The organism is Mycobacterium simulans, assembly GCF_900232995.1.
In the GTDB taxonomy this organism is placed as follows: domain Bacteria; phylum Actinomycetota; class Actinomycetes; order Mycobacteriales; family Mycobacteriaceae; genus Mycobacterium; species Mycobacterium simulans.
The window spans coordinates 1,756,321-1,772,633 of the sequence record NZ_OCVX01000003.1 but is presented as its reverse complement, the minus strand read 5'-3'; the positions used below and the strand labels follow the sequence as shown (position 1 = coordinate 1,772,633).

At 66.0% G+C, this 16,313-nt stretch carries 13 protein-coding genes; 6 read left to right on the top strand and 7 right to left on the bottom strand.

Annotated elements, in window-relative coordinates; all coding sequences use genetic code 11:
* Positions 1 to 5 precede the first annotated feature (5 nt).
* From MSIMFI_RS08865 to MSIMFI_RS08855, 3 genes are read left to right on the top strand one after another with little or no spacing between them, the layout of a single operon-like run.
* Positions 6 to 1,067, top strand: coding sequence for a saccharopine dehydrogenase NADP-binding domain-containing protein (locus MSIMFI_RS08865; protein WP_191496933.1), 1,062 nt, complete (start codon positions 6 to 8; stop codon positions 1,065 to 1,067).
* Positions 1,064 to 2,095 (top strand): Gfo/Idh/MocA family oxidoreductase, encoded by a 1,032-nt coding sequence (locus tag MSIMFI_RS08860; protein WP_224770123.1) that lies wholly within the window; start codon positions 1,064 to 1,066, stop codon positions 2,093 to 2,095. The genes MSIMFI_RS08865 and MSIMFI_RS08860 overlap by 4 nt, the downstream gene beginning before the upstream one ends.
* The gene (locus tag MSIMFI_RS08855; RefSeq protein WP_191496932.1) at positions 2,092 to 2,823 is read left to right on the top strand and encodes a thioesterase II family protein; all 732 of its coding nucleotides are present in this window, start codon (positions 2,092 to 2,094) and stop codon (positions 2,821 to 2,823) included. The genes MSIMFI_RS08860 and MSIMFI_RS08855 overlap by 4 nt, the downstream gene beginning before the upstream one ends.
* An 8-nt stretch (positions 2,824 to 2,831) precedes the next feature.
* On the opposite strand, the gene MSIMFI_RS08850 is transcribed toward MSIMFI_RS08855, so the two are convergent.
* Positions 2,832 to 4,841, bottom strand: a complete 2,010-nt coding sequence (locus MSIMFI_RS08850; RefSeq protein ID WP_191498091.1) for a heavy metal translocating P-type ATPase — start codon at positions 4,839 to 4,841, stop codon at positions 2,832 to 2,834.
* 60 nt (positions 4,842 to 4,901) lie between these two features.
* Here MSIMFI_RS08850 and MSIMFI_RS08845 point away from each other — a divergent pair, with 60 nt between their 5' ends.
* Positions 4,902 to 5,288 (top strand): ArsR/SmtB family transcription factor, encoded by a 387-nt coding sequence (locus tag MSIMFI_RS08845; RefSeq protein WP_191496931.1) that lies wholly within the window; start codon positions 4,902 to 4,904, stop codon positions 5,286 to 5,288.
* Here MSIMFI_RS08845 and MSIMFI_RS08840 read toward each other — a convergent pair.
* From MSIMFI_RS08840 to MSIMFI_RS08815, 6 genes are read right to left on the bottom strand one after another with little or no spacing between them, the layout of a single operon-like run.
* The gene (locus MSIMFI_RS08840) at positions 5,245 to 6,267 is read right to left on the bottom strand and encodes a CobW family GTP-binding protein (protein ID WP_191498090.1); all 1,023 of its coding nucleotides are present in this window, start codon (positions 6,265 to 6,267) and stop codon (positions 5,245 to 5,247) included. The genes MSIMFI_RS08845 and MSIMFI_RS08840 overlap by 44 nt on opposite strands.
* Positions 6,268 to 6,281: 14 nt before the next feature.
* Positions 6,282 to 8,633 (bottom strand): ABC transporter permease, encoded by a 2,352-nt coding sequence (locus MSIMFI_RS08835; protein WP_191496930.1) that lies wholly within the window; start codon positions 8,631 to 8,633, stop codon positions 6,282 to 6,284.
* Positions 8,630 to 9,397, bottom strand: a complete 768-nt coding sequence (locus MSIMFI_RS08830) for an ABC transporter ATP-binding protein (RefSeq protein ID WP_191496929.1) — start codon at positions 9,395 to 9,397, stop codon at positions 8,630 to 8,632. The genes MSIMFI_RS08835 and MSIMFI_RS08830 overlap by 4 nt, the downstream gene beginning before the upstream one ends.
* A 13-nt stretch (positions 9,398 to 9,410) precedes the next feature.
* Positions 9,411 to 10,556: a sulfotransferase family protein gene (locus MSIMFI_RS08825; RefSeq protein WP_191496928.1), complete on the bottom strand. Its 1,146-nt coding sequence runs from the start codon at positions 10,554 to 10,556 to the stop codon at positions 9,411 to 9,413.
* Positions 10,556 to 11,338: an SDR family oxidoreductase gene (locus tag MSIMFI_RS08820; protein ID WP_191496927.1), complete on the bottom strand. Its 783-nt coding sequence runs from the start codon at positions 11,336 to 11,338 to the stop codon at positions 10,556 to 10,558. Before MSIMFI_RS08820 ends, MSIMFI_RS08825 begins: the two co-directional genes overlap by 1 nt.
* A complete protein-coding gene (locus MSIMFI_RS08815; protein ID WP_191496926.1) occupies positions 11,335 to 12,474 on the bottom strand; it encodes a hypothetical protein in 1,140 nt (379 codons plus the stop codon). The genes MSIMFI_RS08820 and MSIMFI_RS08815 overlap by 4 nt, the downstream gene beginning before the upstream one ends.
* A gap of 261 nt (positions 12,475 to 12,735) precedes the next feature.
* On the opposite strand from MSIMFI_RS08815, the gene MSIMFI_RS08810 reads away from it, so the two are divergent.
* A complete protein-coding gene (locus MSIMFI_RS08810) occupies positions 12,736 to 14,694 on the top strand; it encodes a PE family protein (protein WP_191496925.1) in 1,959 nt (652 codons plus the stop codon).
* Positions 14,695 to 15,040: 346 nt separating this feature from the next.
* Positions 15,041 to 16,313, top strand: a 1,273-nt coding sequence (locus tag MSIMFI_RS08805; protein WP_191496924.1) for a PE family protein, incomplete at its 3' end; no start/stop codon positions are given.

The following is a 16,313-nucleotide window of genomic DNA, read 5'->3' as shown; positions in this document are numbered from 1 at the left end:
GCCCCATGAAGAACGTGTTGCTGCTCGGCAGCACCGGAGCGGTCGGCAGGGCTTGCCTCGACGTGCTGGCGGAACGCCACGACATGTACCTCGTAATCGCCGGGCGCGACGAAGCACGGCTGCGCGAGGTGGCCTCCGCCATCCAGGGCGATGTCGAGCTGGCGCGACTCGACGTCACCGATATGGCATCCGTCGCCGCCGCGGTGCGGCGCTGCGACATCGTAATCAATTGCGCCGGACCGTCGCAACGGCTCAGCGCGCAAGTCGCCGAAGCAGCCATCGATGCGAGAGTGCCTTACGTTGACCCGGGCGGTAACCAAGCGCTGCTTGACCGCATCAGGACAGCGGCCGTCCCCGTCGTCCTGCAAGCGGGTGTGCAGCCCGGCCTGTCCGGGCTGCTGCTGCGGGTGCTCGCCCCGCAGCAGACCGACCACATCACCGCATGGTGTGGCGGACTGCAGCCGCTCACCCCGGCGTCGGTGCTCGAATATCTGGCCAGCCTGCACGACACGCACGGCCATCCGGGTGCTGTGCTGCGCAACGGGATAATCCAGCGGGTTAGTCGGGCTGAGTGCAAACCGGCCCCGGCACAGCAATTTCCGGGTCCCGTCAGCGCACATCCGTACCTGGACGCTGAAACCATCGCGGTCGCAGCACATCTCGGCGTCAGCAATATCTGTTGGATGAACGTTTTCGACGGCAAACACACCACGCACGCGATCCAGCTGCTCGCGGTCGACAACGAAAGACAGCACGACCTAGACGCCGTTCTCGCGGCGGCCAAACTGGACCTCTTCGGCCGCCGACCGTACTTCGCCATCGTCGCCACCGCCGGCGCCGATGCCGGTTGCAAGAGCGTCGCCTTCACCTGTACGGACAGCTACCGCGTCACCGGCGCGTTGGCAGCATTCGCGGCCCAACACATCGCGGACATGCCGGCCGGCGCCCACCCGTTCTGGAGCGTCGATTCGCCGCACCGGGCGCTGGAGTTCTTGACCGAAGCCGTGCCCGGGGCCGAGGTATCGTTTGCCGAAGAATCGCCGGCGATCGAGGAAGGGTTCTTGTGACCGTACGGCGCCAGGGGCGCCCAACAGCGGTAGTCGTGGGAACGACGTTCGGCGCTGTCTATGCCGAGGCGCTGGCGGCATTGCATTCACCGGTCGAATTGGTCGGGTTGGTTTCCAGTGGATCGACGGCGTCGGCCGAACTGGCGGATCGGCTTGGGGTGCCGTTGCGTACCGGCCTGGACAGCCTTCCGCCTGTCGACATCGCGTTCGTGGTCGTGCGTGCGGGCGTCGTGGGCGGAGAGGGTACCCAGATTTGTGAACAGTTGCTTACGCGGGGCATCCACGTGATGCAGGAGCAGCCAGTTCATGCCGACGAGATTCTGTCCCTACTGCGGGTCGCCAAGGCGAACGCAGCGCTCTACACCGTCAACGACTTCTACAGCCGTGTAGCGCCAATGCGCCAATTCATCGGTGCGGCGCAGGCTCTCGACAAGCGTGCGCGGATTCGATACGTTCACGCCCGGTCGGCGATCCACGTCGCCTACCCGTTGTTCACCATTCTCAGTTCCGTCGTCGGCCCGCTGACGCCGGCACGGATCACGGTGCCACAGCACACGCACAGCTCGTTTGTCGCCGGTCGCATCGTCCTCGGCGACGTGACCGTCGACCTGCTGATCCAAAACGAACTGTGTGCCAGCGACCCAGACAACCACGCGCGACTGCTGCACACCATCACCGTGGGATCTGATGCCGGAGAGCTGGTCCTTGCCCATACCCACGGGTCTACTCGATGGCATCCGCGTCCTCGCGCGGAAGCCGCATTGGCAGACGTGCCGATCGTCGAACCCGTCGGCCTCGAATTCGAGGCCACCACAGCTCAGGTGCGAAACCAACTGTGGCCAGACGCAATTCGGCTCGCAGCAGCCGATTTCCTCAACTCGATCGACCATGCCCGCACCCCGATATCACAGAGGTTCATTCGCGCGACCCGATTGTGGTCGGATTTCACCTCGGCCATGGGGCCGGCGACGTTGATAGACCCACAGCCGCCAACCTTGGTTTCAGCTGCGGAATTGGTCGCGCAATGACGCCGTGCATCCAGGCGTTGTCGCACTCGACATCGGGCAACTGCGCCATTGTCGTGTTCCCCCATGCGGGCGGCAGTCCTCGCTACTTTGCTCCATGGTGCCGGGAGCTTCCGGCGGCGATCGACCTCTACGGCGTCACCTACCCGGGGCGCGACCTGCTGCTCGACGTACCCGCCCCGGAGACGTTGGTCGACCTGGCATCGGCTTGCGTCACCGAGTTGGAGCCGATCATCCAATCGTCGGGCTCTGTCGTGATGTTCGGCCATTCGATGGGTGCTTACCTCGCGTTCGAAGCGACCCGAACCCTAGAGCGGTCAGGAATCTCCGTGACCGCGTTGGTCGTATCCGGCGCGGGGGCACCGCACTTCGGCACCGAACAAGCCTGGCACCGCGCTTGTGACGATGACCTCGTCAGCCACATCGGCGCACTCGATGCCCGCGGCCGTGCGGCGCTTGCGGTGCCCGAATTGCGACGGATGTTCCTACCCGCCATCCGAGACGATTACCGATTGGTCGAAAACTACCGGGCTAAGCCGCACCCGCAACTGTCGTGCCCCATCCACATCATCTACGGTGACTCGGATCCCGAGGTGACAGAGTCACATTCGGCGGCGTGGGCGGCGTACACACGAGCCGGCTGGCATGTGAGCCGTTTTCCCGGTGACCATTTCTATCTAGTCGCCCACACCGCCCAGGTCGTCGCCCACATATCCGACATCCTTGATTGACCAAGCGGTCAGCACATGCGGCCAACTTCGTCGGATGAGTTGGGGCCCGCCCAGACCCGGTTGTGCAGGAGTCGCAGTCCGTTGAGTCCGACGAGGACGGTAGAGCCCTCGTGGCCGGCAACACCGAGCGGCAGCGGGAGGTGTCCGACGAGGTCCCAGATGACTAGCACGGCGATGAAGGTCGCGGCGATAGTCAGGTTCGCCGTCACGACTCGGTGGGCGCGGCGGGCAAGGGCCAGCACTGCCGGCACGGTGGAGAGGTTATCGCGGGTGATGACGGCGTCGGCGGTTTCCAGGGTTAGATCGGCGCCGGATCGGCCCATGGCGACACCAACGTGGGCGGCGGCCATGGCCGGGGCGTCGTTGACGCCGTCGCCGACCAGCATCACCTTGGCGCCGTCGGCTTGCAGCTCGCGTACGGCAGCCACCTTGTCCTCGGGCAACAATGCAGACCGGACTTCAGTGATGGCCAACTCGTGGGCGAGAGATGTTGCCGTGCGCGGGTTGTCGCCGGTGAGCAGGATTGGTGGAGAGTCGGTGAGCGTGGCCAGCCGCGCTATCGTCTCGGCGGATTCGTCGCGGGGCCGGTCGACGATGCCGAGCACCCCGGCGGGTGTGCCGTCGATGCGGATCACCACCGCGGTGTGGCCGGTGTGTTCGAGTTCGACGACGATCGAGTGGGCGTGGTGGTCGTTGTCGTCGAGCAGCGCAGGGTGGCCGACTTCTACGGCATGGTCGCCAACCCGGGCGCGGATACCCCGCCCCGGCGCGGAAGCGAACTCGGTCGCCGGCGGCAAGATCGGGTTCGCCTGCCTGGCCGCGGCGACGATGGCGCGCGCTATTGGGTGTTCGGAAGGATGCTCGGCAGCGGCAGCCAGGGCCAGCAGCTCAGCCGCACTGAGGCTGGTGTCGGGCAGGGCGTGGATCCGGGTGAGTCGGGGTGTGCCCTCGGTGAGGGTGCCCGTCTTGTCGAACGCCACGCGGGTGACGGTGGCCAGCTTCTCCAGCACGACAGCGGATTTGACCAGCACGCCGTGACGGCCGGCGTTGGCGATCGCGGCCAGCAGCGGCGGCATCGTCGAGAGCACCAGAGCACACGGTGAGGCCACGATCATGAACGTCATCGCCCGTAGCAGCGCCGATTGCAGGTTCGCTCCGAACGTCAGCGGAATGACGAACAATGCGACGGTTGCGGTGACCATGGCGATCGAGTAGCGCTGTTCGACCTTCTCGATGAACAGTTGCATGCCGGCCTTCGTGGCGCTGGCCTCGGCGACCATCGCCACGATGCGCGCAATCACGGTATCGGCGGCCGGTTTGGTTACCCGGACCTGCAACGTGCCGGTGCCGTTGACAGTGCCGGCGAACACCTCATCGCCGGGGGTTTTGTCCACCGGCAGCGGTTCGCCGGTGATGGTCGCCTGATCGACCTCGCTGGCCCCGACCACCACCACCCCGTCGCCGCCGATGCGTTCGCCGGGGCGGATCACCAGCACATCGCCGATATCGAGGACGGCGGTATCGACGATCTGCTCAACACCGGCAGCGTTCAGGCGGGTGGCGGTGTCCGGAGCCACGTCGAGCAGTCCGCGCACCGAGTCCTCGGTGCGCTTGGTGGCTACCGCTTCCAGCGCGCCGGAGGTGGCGAAGATGACGATGAGTAGCGCGCCGTCGAACACCTGCCCGATCGCCGCGGCGCCGATGGCGGCCGCCACCATCAGCAGATCGACGTCGAGGGTCTGGTGCCGTAGAGCCCGAAGTCCCGCCCGGCCTGGTTCCCACCCGCCGCTGACATAGCAGGCCAGATACAGCGTCCAGAACACCCACGACGGTGTACCGGCCAGCTGGGTGGTCAACCCGAGGATGAACAGCACGGTCGCGATCAGCGACCACCGCACTTCCGGCAGCGACCAGGCACTGACTCTCGGTGGGCGCCAGGACTCGATGGGTGGATCAAGCGACGGTGCGGCAGTGGCCCGAGAACTCACCGGACACACATTACCTGCATAGTGGTGCATATTCGCAAATGCGATATCAGCGTGATAGATGTTCAGGCTGGTAGAGGTATGCTCGGTTGCGTGCACACCTCGATTCCAGGCTTCAACATGCCCACCGAGGAACAGGTGGATGCCGCGGTCGAGTCGTTTCGGATGCTCAGTGATCCGACCCGGATCAGGGTCCTGTGGGCGCTGCTGCAAGGGGAGTCTTCGGTGGCATGCCTGGCTGAACTGGCTGAGGTGGCACCTGCGGTCGTGAGCCAGCACCTGGCCAAACTCCGCCTTGCCGGTCTGGTCAAGGGCCGGCGACAAGGAACGTTCGTCTATTACTCGGCAGCCGATCAGGCCGTCTTACAGGTGCTCAGCCAGGCCCTGTTCGGCAGCAGCACAACCGGTTCGCTGCCCGCGTCGACCACCCAAGGAGTCAGAGGCGGCGTCGGCGATAGCGTCGCAGGCGGTGAACGTTAGCGAGGCTCGCCACGTCGTTGGACGGACGCAGCGCGGTATCGAGTTGGGCGCGGACGGCGTCGGAGTCCAGATGCATCCCGATCGCAACGAGGCAGTTGGCCGACACCCCAGGCGGTGCGGTGGCGATGTGAATCGCTGTGCCGACCAGGTTGATCGCAAAGGTGGAAGTGCCCTTTCCGCAACGCATCAACGCGGCTCCCTTGAGCCGGTACACCCCACACGGCGGGTTTTCGAGTAGGTCAATGAGCGCGCCGGGATCGACTTCGCCGTCGCTGGTCGCCGTGACCGAGTCGGCGTGGTCGTGGTCGTGAGCCGACGAGTCGCGCGTGGCGTCGGCGAGGAGATCTGTCAAGGAGAGCTGGCTGGGTTGTTCGTGTGACTCTGACACGTCGTAGAGCAGTGTTGGGTCGATTTGTCCGCCGACCGCTCCGATAACGGCTGCACGCGGATTACGTTCGCGGACACGGTGTTCGACCCGCTCAAGCATGGCGGTTCTGGCGCTGCCGGGGAGTTGATCGAGTTTGTTGACGACGACGAGAGATGCCGCACCGTAACGCGCCGGCAATGCCCGACCAACGTCGACGATGTCGAAGTGGGTGTTGGCATCGACGACATCGACAAGTCCGCCGTAGCGGACTCCAGCGACCTTGCTGAAGGCGATCATCCGGGCGACCGAGACGGGGTCGGCCAAACCGCTGGCTTCGACAATTATGGCATCGAGGCCGAGCCGGGGATCGGTCAGCTTGGTCAATGCGTCGGCGATCCCGTCGTCATCGGGTAGGCAGCAGATGCAGCCGCCGGCTATCGATGCGGGCTCGTCGACTTGCCCGGTCACGAGCATGGCGTCGACATTGAGGTCGCCGAAGTCGTTGATAATGACGCCGATTCGTGCTCTCTGACTACGGAGTACGTGGTTGAGGAGGGTTGTCTTGCCGGCACCCAGATAGCCGGTCAAGCCGATAACGGGGATCGCCTGCACGCTACTGCTTGTTCTCACAAGGCACGTTCCCTAACGATTCGCGCCAGATCGATGCCGTGAATCCTTCGCACAACGGGTATTTGGGCCAATGCGGCCGCAAAGAGAATGGCGCATGCCACCACCACGGGTGTCGTCGGCCGCATCTCGAGTCGCACATGGTAGCCGTGACTCGTGTAGGTCGACAGCAAAAGCTCCGCATCCAGTATGCCGCCCAGCACCCCGAACGGTACCGCGGCGGCAGCAAGGCCGAAGTTTTCGGTGGCGATCAGTCGGGAAAGCATGCCGGCACTCATGCCCTCGGCATGCAGTGCGCCAAGCTCGCCGAGACGTTCGGATATGTTGGCGGACATCGCGTTATACAACATTGCGGCCGCCATGACGGCCGCGAGCACGAGCATGATGTTGACCAGCGTGTTGTACAGGCTGAAAGCGCGCCGCATGGTCGACGCCAGGGCGGTCGTCGACCGGTACGCCACCACGCCCGGTGTCGCCGCTATCCGGTCCCCGGTTACACGACCGTTGGTTCCGGGTTTGAGTTTGATGAGCACGCCGTTCTCCGGCAGCGAACCAGCCTGTGCGCGCAAGTGATTCAGCGAGATGTACGCGACGGGTGAGAATGGCTCGTCGACGAATCCCGCCACCCGATCGGTGAATCGGAGCCCAGACTGCGGCACCGCTATATCGATGCGGTCGCCCAGTGCGACAGACAGCATGTCGCGCAGGCCGACCCCAAGCAAGACCCCGTCGTCTGAAAGGCGGTCCGCTCCCGATTCGGCTGGAAACGCATGCATTTGGGTCTCCGGCGCCAGCCCGATCAACATCGTTTCGTAGTGGTGCGCTCCATTCGACAGCGTGACGCGGTACGAGCTGAAGGCCTCGGCCGCGGCCACGTCGGGGTCCGCGCCGAGCTGGTTCACAAACGCGTCGGCCGGGCCGGACACAGAGCCGGCCAGCACAGCCTCCCCATCTTGGCGCTCGATCTGTCCGAACTGCCGATTGACCATGCCAGGAACCGTGTCGCGCATGCCGGCGAACACCATGACCAAGATCACCGACACCGCGACCCCGACCGCGGTAAATATCGTGCGCCGGCGGTTGCGCTGGAGGGTCCGCAGCATCATCCGCCACCGGGCGGGGATGCGTTCAACCACCGGCAACAGGCGCTCGACAATGCTGCGATTACCCCGGTTCATGGGCGGGGCCACCCGCATGGCCTCCGCAGGCTGCATTCGGGCTGCGGCATTGGCCGGTGCCACCGCGGCCAGCAGTGCGACAGCGAACGCGGCGACGGCAGCGACCAGGTAGGTAAGCAAATTCATCGAGGTGAGGTGCATCGGCAGGGCAATGGCCTCGGTGTACTTGGTCGTGATGAATTGACCCAGTAGGTAACCGCCGAATAACCCCGGCGGTGTTCCCATCGCTGCGCAGGCGAGGCCGTATCCCAGGTAGTGTCTGCGAACCGCGCCCGGTGCGAGTCCGTTGGCGATCAGGGTGCCGATGACGGCCCGCTGGGCCGTCACAATCCGTGACAACAGCACATAGGTGCCAACTACGACAGCCGCGAGAAACAGCCACGGCAGGATCCCAGCGAGGCTGCCGAACTGCTTAACGTCGTCCCGCAGGGTTTGATATGACCCCTGTCGCTCGCGGGGAACGAACTGCAGCCCCGCCTTTCGCGCGAACTCGCCGGCCGCGGTGATCAGGGCATCTGCCTCGGTGCGATCGCGCGCGTAGACGGCGATCTGTTCGACAGAATTCGGCAGGGCACGCTGCAATTCGCCGTCAGGCAGGAATACCACCCCGAAATCCTCAGGAGTGGTGAGGATCTCCTGGGCTGAGCGTGCTGGCCAAAGGTACTCGGTCGACAGGGCCGAGCCCGAGACCGTAATGGGTTGCCAACCTTGCCGTCCAAGAATTTCGACGGTAGACCCCGGGGAAAGGTGGTAGTGGTCGGCCACATGCTGCTCGACTACCAACTGCCCCACGAGCGGCAGTGTCCCCGTCCGCATGTCAAGCAACGACACACTAGGCTGCCGGGCATCGGGTACGCCGATAGCGCGGCCGTAGAGAGCGTGTCCGCCGATCCGTATGCCGACGTCGGCAACATGGCGGACCTCGACCAGCGGCCTACCGGGCAAGCCCGTGACGGTGTCGCGCAATCCGGCTGCATTCGGCCCGGACAAGATGGCGTCCGGCAGCCGTTGGGTGGCGTAGGACCGGTCAAGGGATTCGTCGAGATTTCGATAGCCATCAGTGGCGGCGACGAATACGGCTACGCCGATGGCCATGATTGCTGCGATCGCCGCGAAGCGCCATCGTTCCCGCCACACATCACGACGCAGTTTTCGGCGCAATGCGCGGCTCACCAATCCAATTCCGATGCTTCGACCGGATTTTCGTTCGTCTCGGACTTACTGATCGCGCCCGAGTGCAACCACAGGACCCGGTCCGCCATGCGGGCGATCTCGGAGTTGTGGGTCACGACAATCACCGTTTGCCGACCGTTTCGAGCTAGGTCGCTCAACGCGGCCAAGACCTGACGGCCGGTGACCAGGTCGAGGCTTCCAGTGGGTTCATCGCACAGCAAGAGAGGGGAATTCTTGACGATTGCCCGGGCGATCGCCACGCGCTGTTGCTGGCCCCCAGAGAGTTGTGCGGGGAAGCGGTCTGCGACCGCACCGACACCCACTCGTTCTAGAGCCGCACGACTACGTGATCGCGCGTCGGGCCCCGTCAGCTCGGCAAGGAGCTCGACATTCTCGAGCGCCGTCAATGTGGGCACCAGGTTGAAGAATTGGAAAACGAAACCGACGTGGTCCCGGCGATATCGTGTACGCAGTTTGCGGTTGAGCCTTCCGGCGTCCTCGCCGTTGACCTCGATCGCGCCAGCGGAGGGCTGATCGATTCCGCCGATGATGTTGAGCAGCGTCGTCTTTCCCGATCCCGAAGGGCCGAGTAGTACCACAAATTCCCCTGCTCGGACTTCCAGGTTCACCCCATGCAGCGCGATAACTCGGGTGGGTCCGGCACCGTAGGTTTTCTCAACGTTGATCAAGCGCAATGCGAGCGATTCGCCGTCGCGAGACCCTTCCGACGTGGCCGTCTCCCCCACGTCTGGCTCTGCACTCATCTCCCCACGCGAATCACAGTCCAGCGAACCGCTCCTTGACCGTCTCGGGGGTAAGCCCATAGTCCGCCAGCGAGTACTTGTGCTTGGGCGCCCGAGCACCAGTCTGGCTGTCGGCGTGGCTTTCCTCCATAGCCTTTCGGGCCTCGTCAGTCAGCGTCAGTCCGAAGTGCCGGTAGATGTCGGCCACCGTACCCAGCGGGTCGGCGATTAGGTCGTGGTAGTCGACGTCATAGAACTGCGCCGAATCATATTTGGCCCGAGCCGTATTGAATCGCTCCAAACCCCGAGACCAGGTTTCCATTGAGTCAGCACCAATTTGGGCGCCGACGAACGTCGTCGACCACCCGTCGGCGGTGTGTTGGGCCAGCGAGCACATTGAAGCCATGATCGTCTCGACGGGCCGGTGGGTCTGGATCACCAGCGCGTCTGGATAGGTTGCCATCAATGCGTCCAATGCGAAGAGATGGCTGGGATTCTTGAGCACCCAACGCTTTTCGCGATCGTTGAGCCCGATCAGCTGTAGGTTGCGCCGGTGCCGTCGATATGAGGGCGTCCAGTCCTGGCGGGACAGCCACTCCGCGTAGCTGGGCAGGTGCGCCAGGGTCTCGTAGGACACCGAATGCACCGACTGTCGCAGCAGCTGCCAACACTCCTCCAGCTCGTAGGCGGCCATGAAATGCAGGCCGGTGTAGTCGGGGTTCTCCTCGTGGTGCTGGGTGAATTGCGCGTCGAGCTGACGGTACAACGGGTTGGACTCCCAGGTATCGCGGGGCGGACGCGGCTGCGGAAACTCGGCCAACCACATGTGCAGACCCTGATGCGCCGGGTCTGCGCCCAGCAGCCGGTGTAGCACCGTGGTACCGGTACGCACCAGCCCGGTCACGAAAATTGGCCGCTCAATAGCCACATCGGCATAAGCCGGGTACTGCTTCCAGGCCGATTCGGACAGCAGCCGGGCCACCAACGCGCCGCGCAGAAAGAACCGATTCATCTTGCTGCCCAACACCGTCAGGCCGGCCTCGCGCCGGTAGGAGTCCAGCAACACGCCTAAGGCTTCGCGGTAGTTGTCGTCGTCGGTGCCGAAATCGTCGAGGCCCACTAGCTTGGTGGCCGATGCATGCAGATCGTCCACGGTGCCGACGTCGGTGCGGTCGGTCATCAGGTGTGGTACTCCCCGCAGTTGATGTCCAGGGTCTGCCCGGTGATGCCGCTGGACAGATCGCTGGCGAAGAAGAGGATCGCCGAAGCCACCTCGTCCTCAGTGGGCAGCCGCTTGAGGTCCGAGTTCGCCGCGGTGGCCTGGTAGATCTGATCCACAGTGGTGCCGTACTTGCCGGCCTGATGCTCGAAGTACGACTTTAGCGTGTCGCCCCAGATATAGCCAGGTGCAACGGAATTCACGCGAATACCCTTATCCCCGAGTTCGGTGGCCAGTGATTGCGACATCGCCAGCAAGGCGGACTTGGCCATCTTGTAAGCGCCGTATTTTGCCTGGGAGTGCCGGATCACCATGGAATTGACATTGACCACGGATCCGCGGGCCTCAGCCAACGCGGGGGTAAAGCCCTGGATGAGCCGCAACGCCCCCAGCGCGCTGAGCTCGATAGCATCGCGGATGTGCTGAAAAGTCGTGCCGGCCAACGGTTTCATCGACGGCACCCGAAACGCGTTGTTTATCAGCACATCGACTTTGCCATAGGCCTCCAAAGTGGTGTCGACGAGGTTGTGCACCTGGTCGTCATCGGTGATGTCGGTGGGCACCGCCACCGCCCGCCGCCCAATGTCGGTGATCTGCTTGGCAACGTCATCAAGGCGGTCGGCGCTGCGGGCGGCCAGCACCAGGTCGGCGCCGTCGCGTGCACACCGCTGCGCCAGCGTCGTCCCCAGCCCCGGGCCAACACCGCTGATCACAACCACTTTGCGCTTGAGCATCTGTGTCACCCCAGCATCCTGGCCGCGATTTGCTGTTGGCGCAAAGCAATTCGGGCGCGCCAATCGTCCTCGGAAATCTTATTGTGCTCGAAATACGGCAGCGTCGCCGGGACCGCGTCGACGTCAACCAGCTCGACCGTGGGCCCGTCGGCCTCGGTGAGCTGACGAGATACCCGCTGCCAACGGAACTGCAGAAAGCCGCGTCGATGGCCAAGCGTTTCAACCCAATTGGTCACACCCGGATTTTGGTCGGCAACAACGATACGGACCTTGCCGTCGGGATCCGGTTGGGCCTGAGTGTTATTCAATGAGGTCTGGTGGTTGATGTAGTCCAGCGAGATGTACCACATGCTACCCAGCTGGAAGCCCAGGTAAGGCGCATCGGAGACCGGCACCGTGATCACCAGCGCCTGACCGGGTAGCAGGTCGAAATGCCCGGCCGACGAGTACTGGGTCGACAGCCCGCCCGGAGTCAGCCTGGGCGCCACCATCGTGTTGACCGGGATGTTGAGATAAAACCATTGCGGGAACTGCAGCCACGTCTTCACCCGGTTGACAAGTTGCTTTCCGGCCGTGGCGTAACGCTTTTCAATGAGCTCGCGGGTCAACGGCGACGGACCGGTGCCGACGGTATCCAGCCGGGAGATGGCCAGCGTGCCGCGCCGCTGTGACCAGTCGCCGTACACCTCGCGGATCACCAGTTGCCCGGGGCTAGTGGGCCGCACCCGCCACTCGAAGCTACCGTCGGCGGCGATCTCGAGTTCCCGGTCGTCGAACGCGGCCTGGCTAGCGGGCACATTGTCGTCGGTGTACTCGCCACCGAGCAACTGGAAACTCAGGTCGGTCGTGGTACCGCGTCTACCGGTGATCACATAGTCGCGGTCGGGCTGCACGCGGGTGCCGAAGTACAGGGTGTCGGGGTTGTCCAGGCCCATCTTGGTGAACGGCCCGGTTCCCGACTGCAGGAAAGGGTGGTCGCGTTCGTAGTCAAAGGCCAGGTGCAGGCAGCCCGCGATACACCCGGCCAGGTATTGCAGCCCCTCGAGTAAGTCGGCTTCGGTCTCGATGTGGGGTGCGGAGGCCACGAGATTCTCGGCCTCCGCGATCGCTGAGCTGAGCGGGCCGGAGACGGAACTAGAGAACACTCTTCGACGCTAGAACGTGTTCCTGTTTTGAGTCAACCGCGAACATTTTCGCCTATCGTTCACGGCGATTGCCGACGAAGCCCGCTCATTAGGAGGTACACCGGCTCGCCTGCCAGGGGTGATTCGCGGGGACGGACACTAACCCAAACCGCTGAAGGCGCCGACCGATCGCGATAGCCTGCGAATCACCAGCTATTCATCATATGTATAGCGAGGAACTGCTGGTTGGGTAATCGACCGTGATGGGTTGAGAGGTGCGAGATGTCGTATCTGATCGCGGCACCGGAGATCATGGCAGCCGCAGCTTTGGAGTTAGCCGGAATTGGTTCGACGCTCAGCGCAGCAAATGCCATGGCCACGAAACCGACGATGGGGGTGTTGGCCGCCGGCGCCGATGAAGTGTCAGCGCAAGTGGCGTCCCTCTTCAGCGCGCACGCCCGGGGATATCAGACACTGAGCGCCCAAGCGGCGGCGTTTCATGACCAGTTCGTGCGAACCCTCACCACTGGCGCAAACATGTACGCCAATGCGGAGGCAAGTAATGCATCGCCATTGCAGGCCTTGCAGAAAGAGGTGCTGGGCGCCGTCAATGCGCCCACCCAGACGTTGTTGGGCCGCCCGCTGATTGGCGACGGCGCTAACGGGTCAGCGCCGGGGCAGGCCGGTGGCCCCGGCGGATTGCTGTTCGGCAACGGAGGCAACGGCGCTGCGGGCGCGGCTGGCCAGACCGGCGGCGCTGGTGGGCCCTCGGGGCTGTTCGGCAACGGCGGCAACGGTGGGCAAGGCGGCGCTGGCGCCGCAGGTGGGGCCGGCGGTGTCGGCGGGTGGTTGTACGGCAACGGCGGCACAGGTGGCCACGGCGGCGCCGGCGGGCAAGGCGGGGCCGGCGGGGCTGGTTCGTTACTGTTCGGCAACGGCGGGGCCGGCGGCAACGGTGGGGCTGGGATGGCCGGCCTCCACGGCGGCACCGGAGGCGCTGGCGGTAGCGGCGGCAACGCCGGGCTATTCGGCGACGGGGGGAACGGCGGACAAGGCGGCACCGGGCTGCGCGGGGCGGACGGAGTCAACCCCACCCCAGGCCCGGCGGCCGGCACCGGCACCACGCCCACCGACGTATCCGGGCTTGGTCCTGTCGGCGGCGATGACGGCGGGACCGGCGATGCCGGTACCGTCGCCACACCCACTGGCGGCACCGGCGGCAACGGCGCCAGCGCGACCAGTACCTCGGGGGGGCCCGCCGCCGGCGGTCGCGGTGGCGACGGGGGGATGGCCACAGCTGGCGGTGCCGGCGGCGCCGGGGGTAACGGCGGCAGCGCGAGCACCGACACCGGTGATTCGCCCGCCCAGGCCATCGGCGGTGACGGCGGTAACGGGACCAACGCAGTGTCTGCCGGCAGTGCCGGCGGCAACGGCGGTACGGGCGGCGACGCTACCACGCGCGGCACTTCTCCGAACGCCGAGGGCGGTCGCGGTGGTTTCGGCGGGAACGGGGCCGACAGCACCTCATCCGGTGGCGACGGGAGCGCCGGAGGGGTGGGCGGTCATGGCGGTGCCGGCGGGCTGCTGGCCGGCAATGGCGGCGCCGGTGGCGCCGGTGGTACGGGCGGTGCCGGTGGCATGGGTGCCCCCGGAGGCGCCGGCGGTGCCGGCGGAAACGGCGGAACCGCAACCAGGCTGACGGGCGGCGGTGCCGCGCACGACGGCATCAACGGCGGCGTCGGCGGCGACGGCGGCGCAGGTGGTAGCGCGCTGGGAGTCGGCGGCAACGGCGGGGTCGGCGGTGCCGGTGGCGACGGCGGGGCCTCCTCGCCATTGTTCGGCAACGGTGGTCGCGCCGGTGCCGGCGGTATTGGTGGTGCCGGCGGTGCCGGCGGTGCTGGTGGCGGTGGAGGCGTGGGCGGCGCCGGCGGCAACGTTAGCGTTCCCGCCGGTAGTGATCTCCCCTTCGGTGGCGCAGGCGGCGCCGGCGGTGACGGCGGTGACGGCGGCGACGGCGGCGATGGCGGCAACGGCGGTGCCGGCGCTACCGGTGGGCGCGGCGGCATGCTGATCGGTGCACCAGGCGCTAACAGCACCGCCGGCGTCGGCGGCGCTGGCGGCGCGGGCGGCGCGCGCGGGACCGGTGGCACCGGCGGGGCCGGCGGCACAGGCGGGTTCGGCGGCTTGACCGGCGCCACCGGACTCGCCGGCACCGACGGCGCCGGTGGCGCCGACGGATAGTCCCGACATCGACAGTTCCCGAGCCTGCGAATAGCAGTGGGTGGGCCGATATGCTTCGCCAACTGATTCCGGCGCTGCTCGAAGGTGCGGGCGTTGACCCGTAGTTATGTCGAAAGCAACCCGGCCGAGGCCAACGGTCGAACGCGCCGGCGTGACGCTATCCGATGGGTTGCAGTTGCATCCCGGCCAAACGACTGATGAGTTCGTCCTGCACCCCCCGGAGTCCAAACTCAACGTCTAACGCACGCATACCTGGAAGTTTGCGAAAGAGTCGGTGGTGGCGCGAGGGCCAGACTACGATCTGGGCCGACCGCGGTAGCGATTTGCGTGTGCCGGGAGGTGGGCGATGTCGTTTGTGGTGGCGCCGGAATTGTTGGTAGCGGCGGCAACGGATTTGGAGGGTATCGGCTCAGCGCTTAGCGCAGCTAGGACGGCGGCGGCCCAGACTACGGGAGTGTTAGCGGCCTGGGCCGATGAGGTGTCGGTTGCCATCGCGGCGTTGTTTTCCGGACATGCTCAGGCCTATCAGGCGGCGAGCGCGCAGGCGGCGGCATTTCACCAGCAGTTTGTCCAGGCATTGACCACGGGAGCAGGCTCGTATATCAGTGCCGAAGCCACAAGCGCCACTCCGTTGCAGGCGGTGCAGCAAAGCGTGCTGGATGTGGTCAATGCGCCCACTCAGGCGCTGTTGGGGCGTCCGCTGGTCGGCAATGGCGTCAACGGCACCGCAGCCAACCCTAACGGCGGGGCCGGCGGGTTGTTGTACGGCAACGGCGGTAGCGGCTACACCAGCACGGCGGCGGGAGTGGCCGGCGGCAACGGCGGGGATGCCGGGCTGATCGGCAACGGCGGCTCCGGTGGCGGCGGCGGAGCCGGCGCGGCCGGTGGTCATGGTGGCAATGGCGGGATGCTGTACGGCAATGGCGGCCAAGGTGGCGCCGGCGGCGTTGGTGTTGCAGGGGGGCCGGGCGGTCATGGCGGCGCCGGCGGCAATGCCGTCGGACTGATCGGCAACGGCGGGGCCGGCGGTGCCGAAGGCGCGGGCGAGGCCGGTGCCGCGGGTGTTAACCCCACCCCCAACCCCACGAGCAAGGCGGGCGACGGCAGCGACGGCACGAGCACCATCAACCTTCCCGGCGTTGACGGGGGCGACGGCGGCAACGGCACCAGCACTGGGGTGGCCGGTGGCGATGGCGGCACGGGCGGTACCACCCTCGGAACGTCCGCCGGTGTAACCGCCGGCTCCGGCGGCGCTGGCGGCTCTGGCGGCGACTACGCGGCCGGCGGCACCGGGGGCGCGGGTGGCCCAGCCATCGCCGACGGCGGCGGCAGCGCGTTTGGTGGCAATGGTGGCCTCGGGGGCGCCGGTGGGGCCGGCGCCGCAGGTGGCGACGGGGGTGCCGGTGGCAACGCCATAGGCAGCGAACCAGGCGGCAGCAACCTTGCAGGCGGCACCGGCGGTGCTGGGGGTGCCGGAGGCACCGGCGCCGCAGGTGGCAACGGGGGCGCCGGCGGCAACGCCATAGGCTTTACGGGTTCCTCCTTCCCGCCTGGCGGCGCCGGTGGTCACGGAGGACTCGGCGGTACCGGCGCCGCGGGTGGTGACGGTGGTGTTGGAG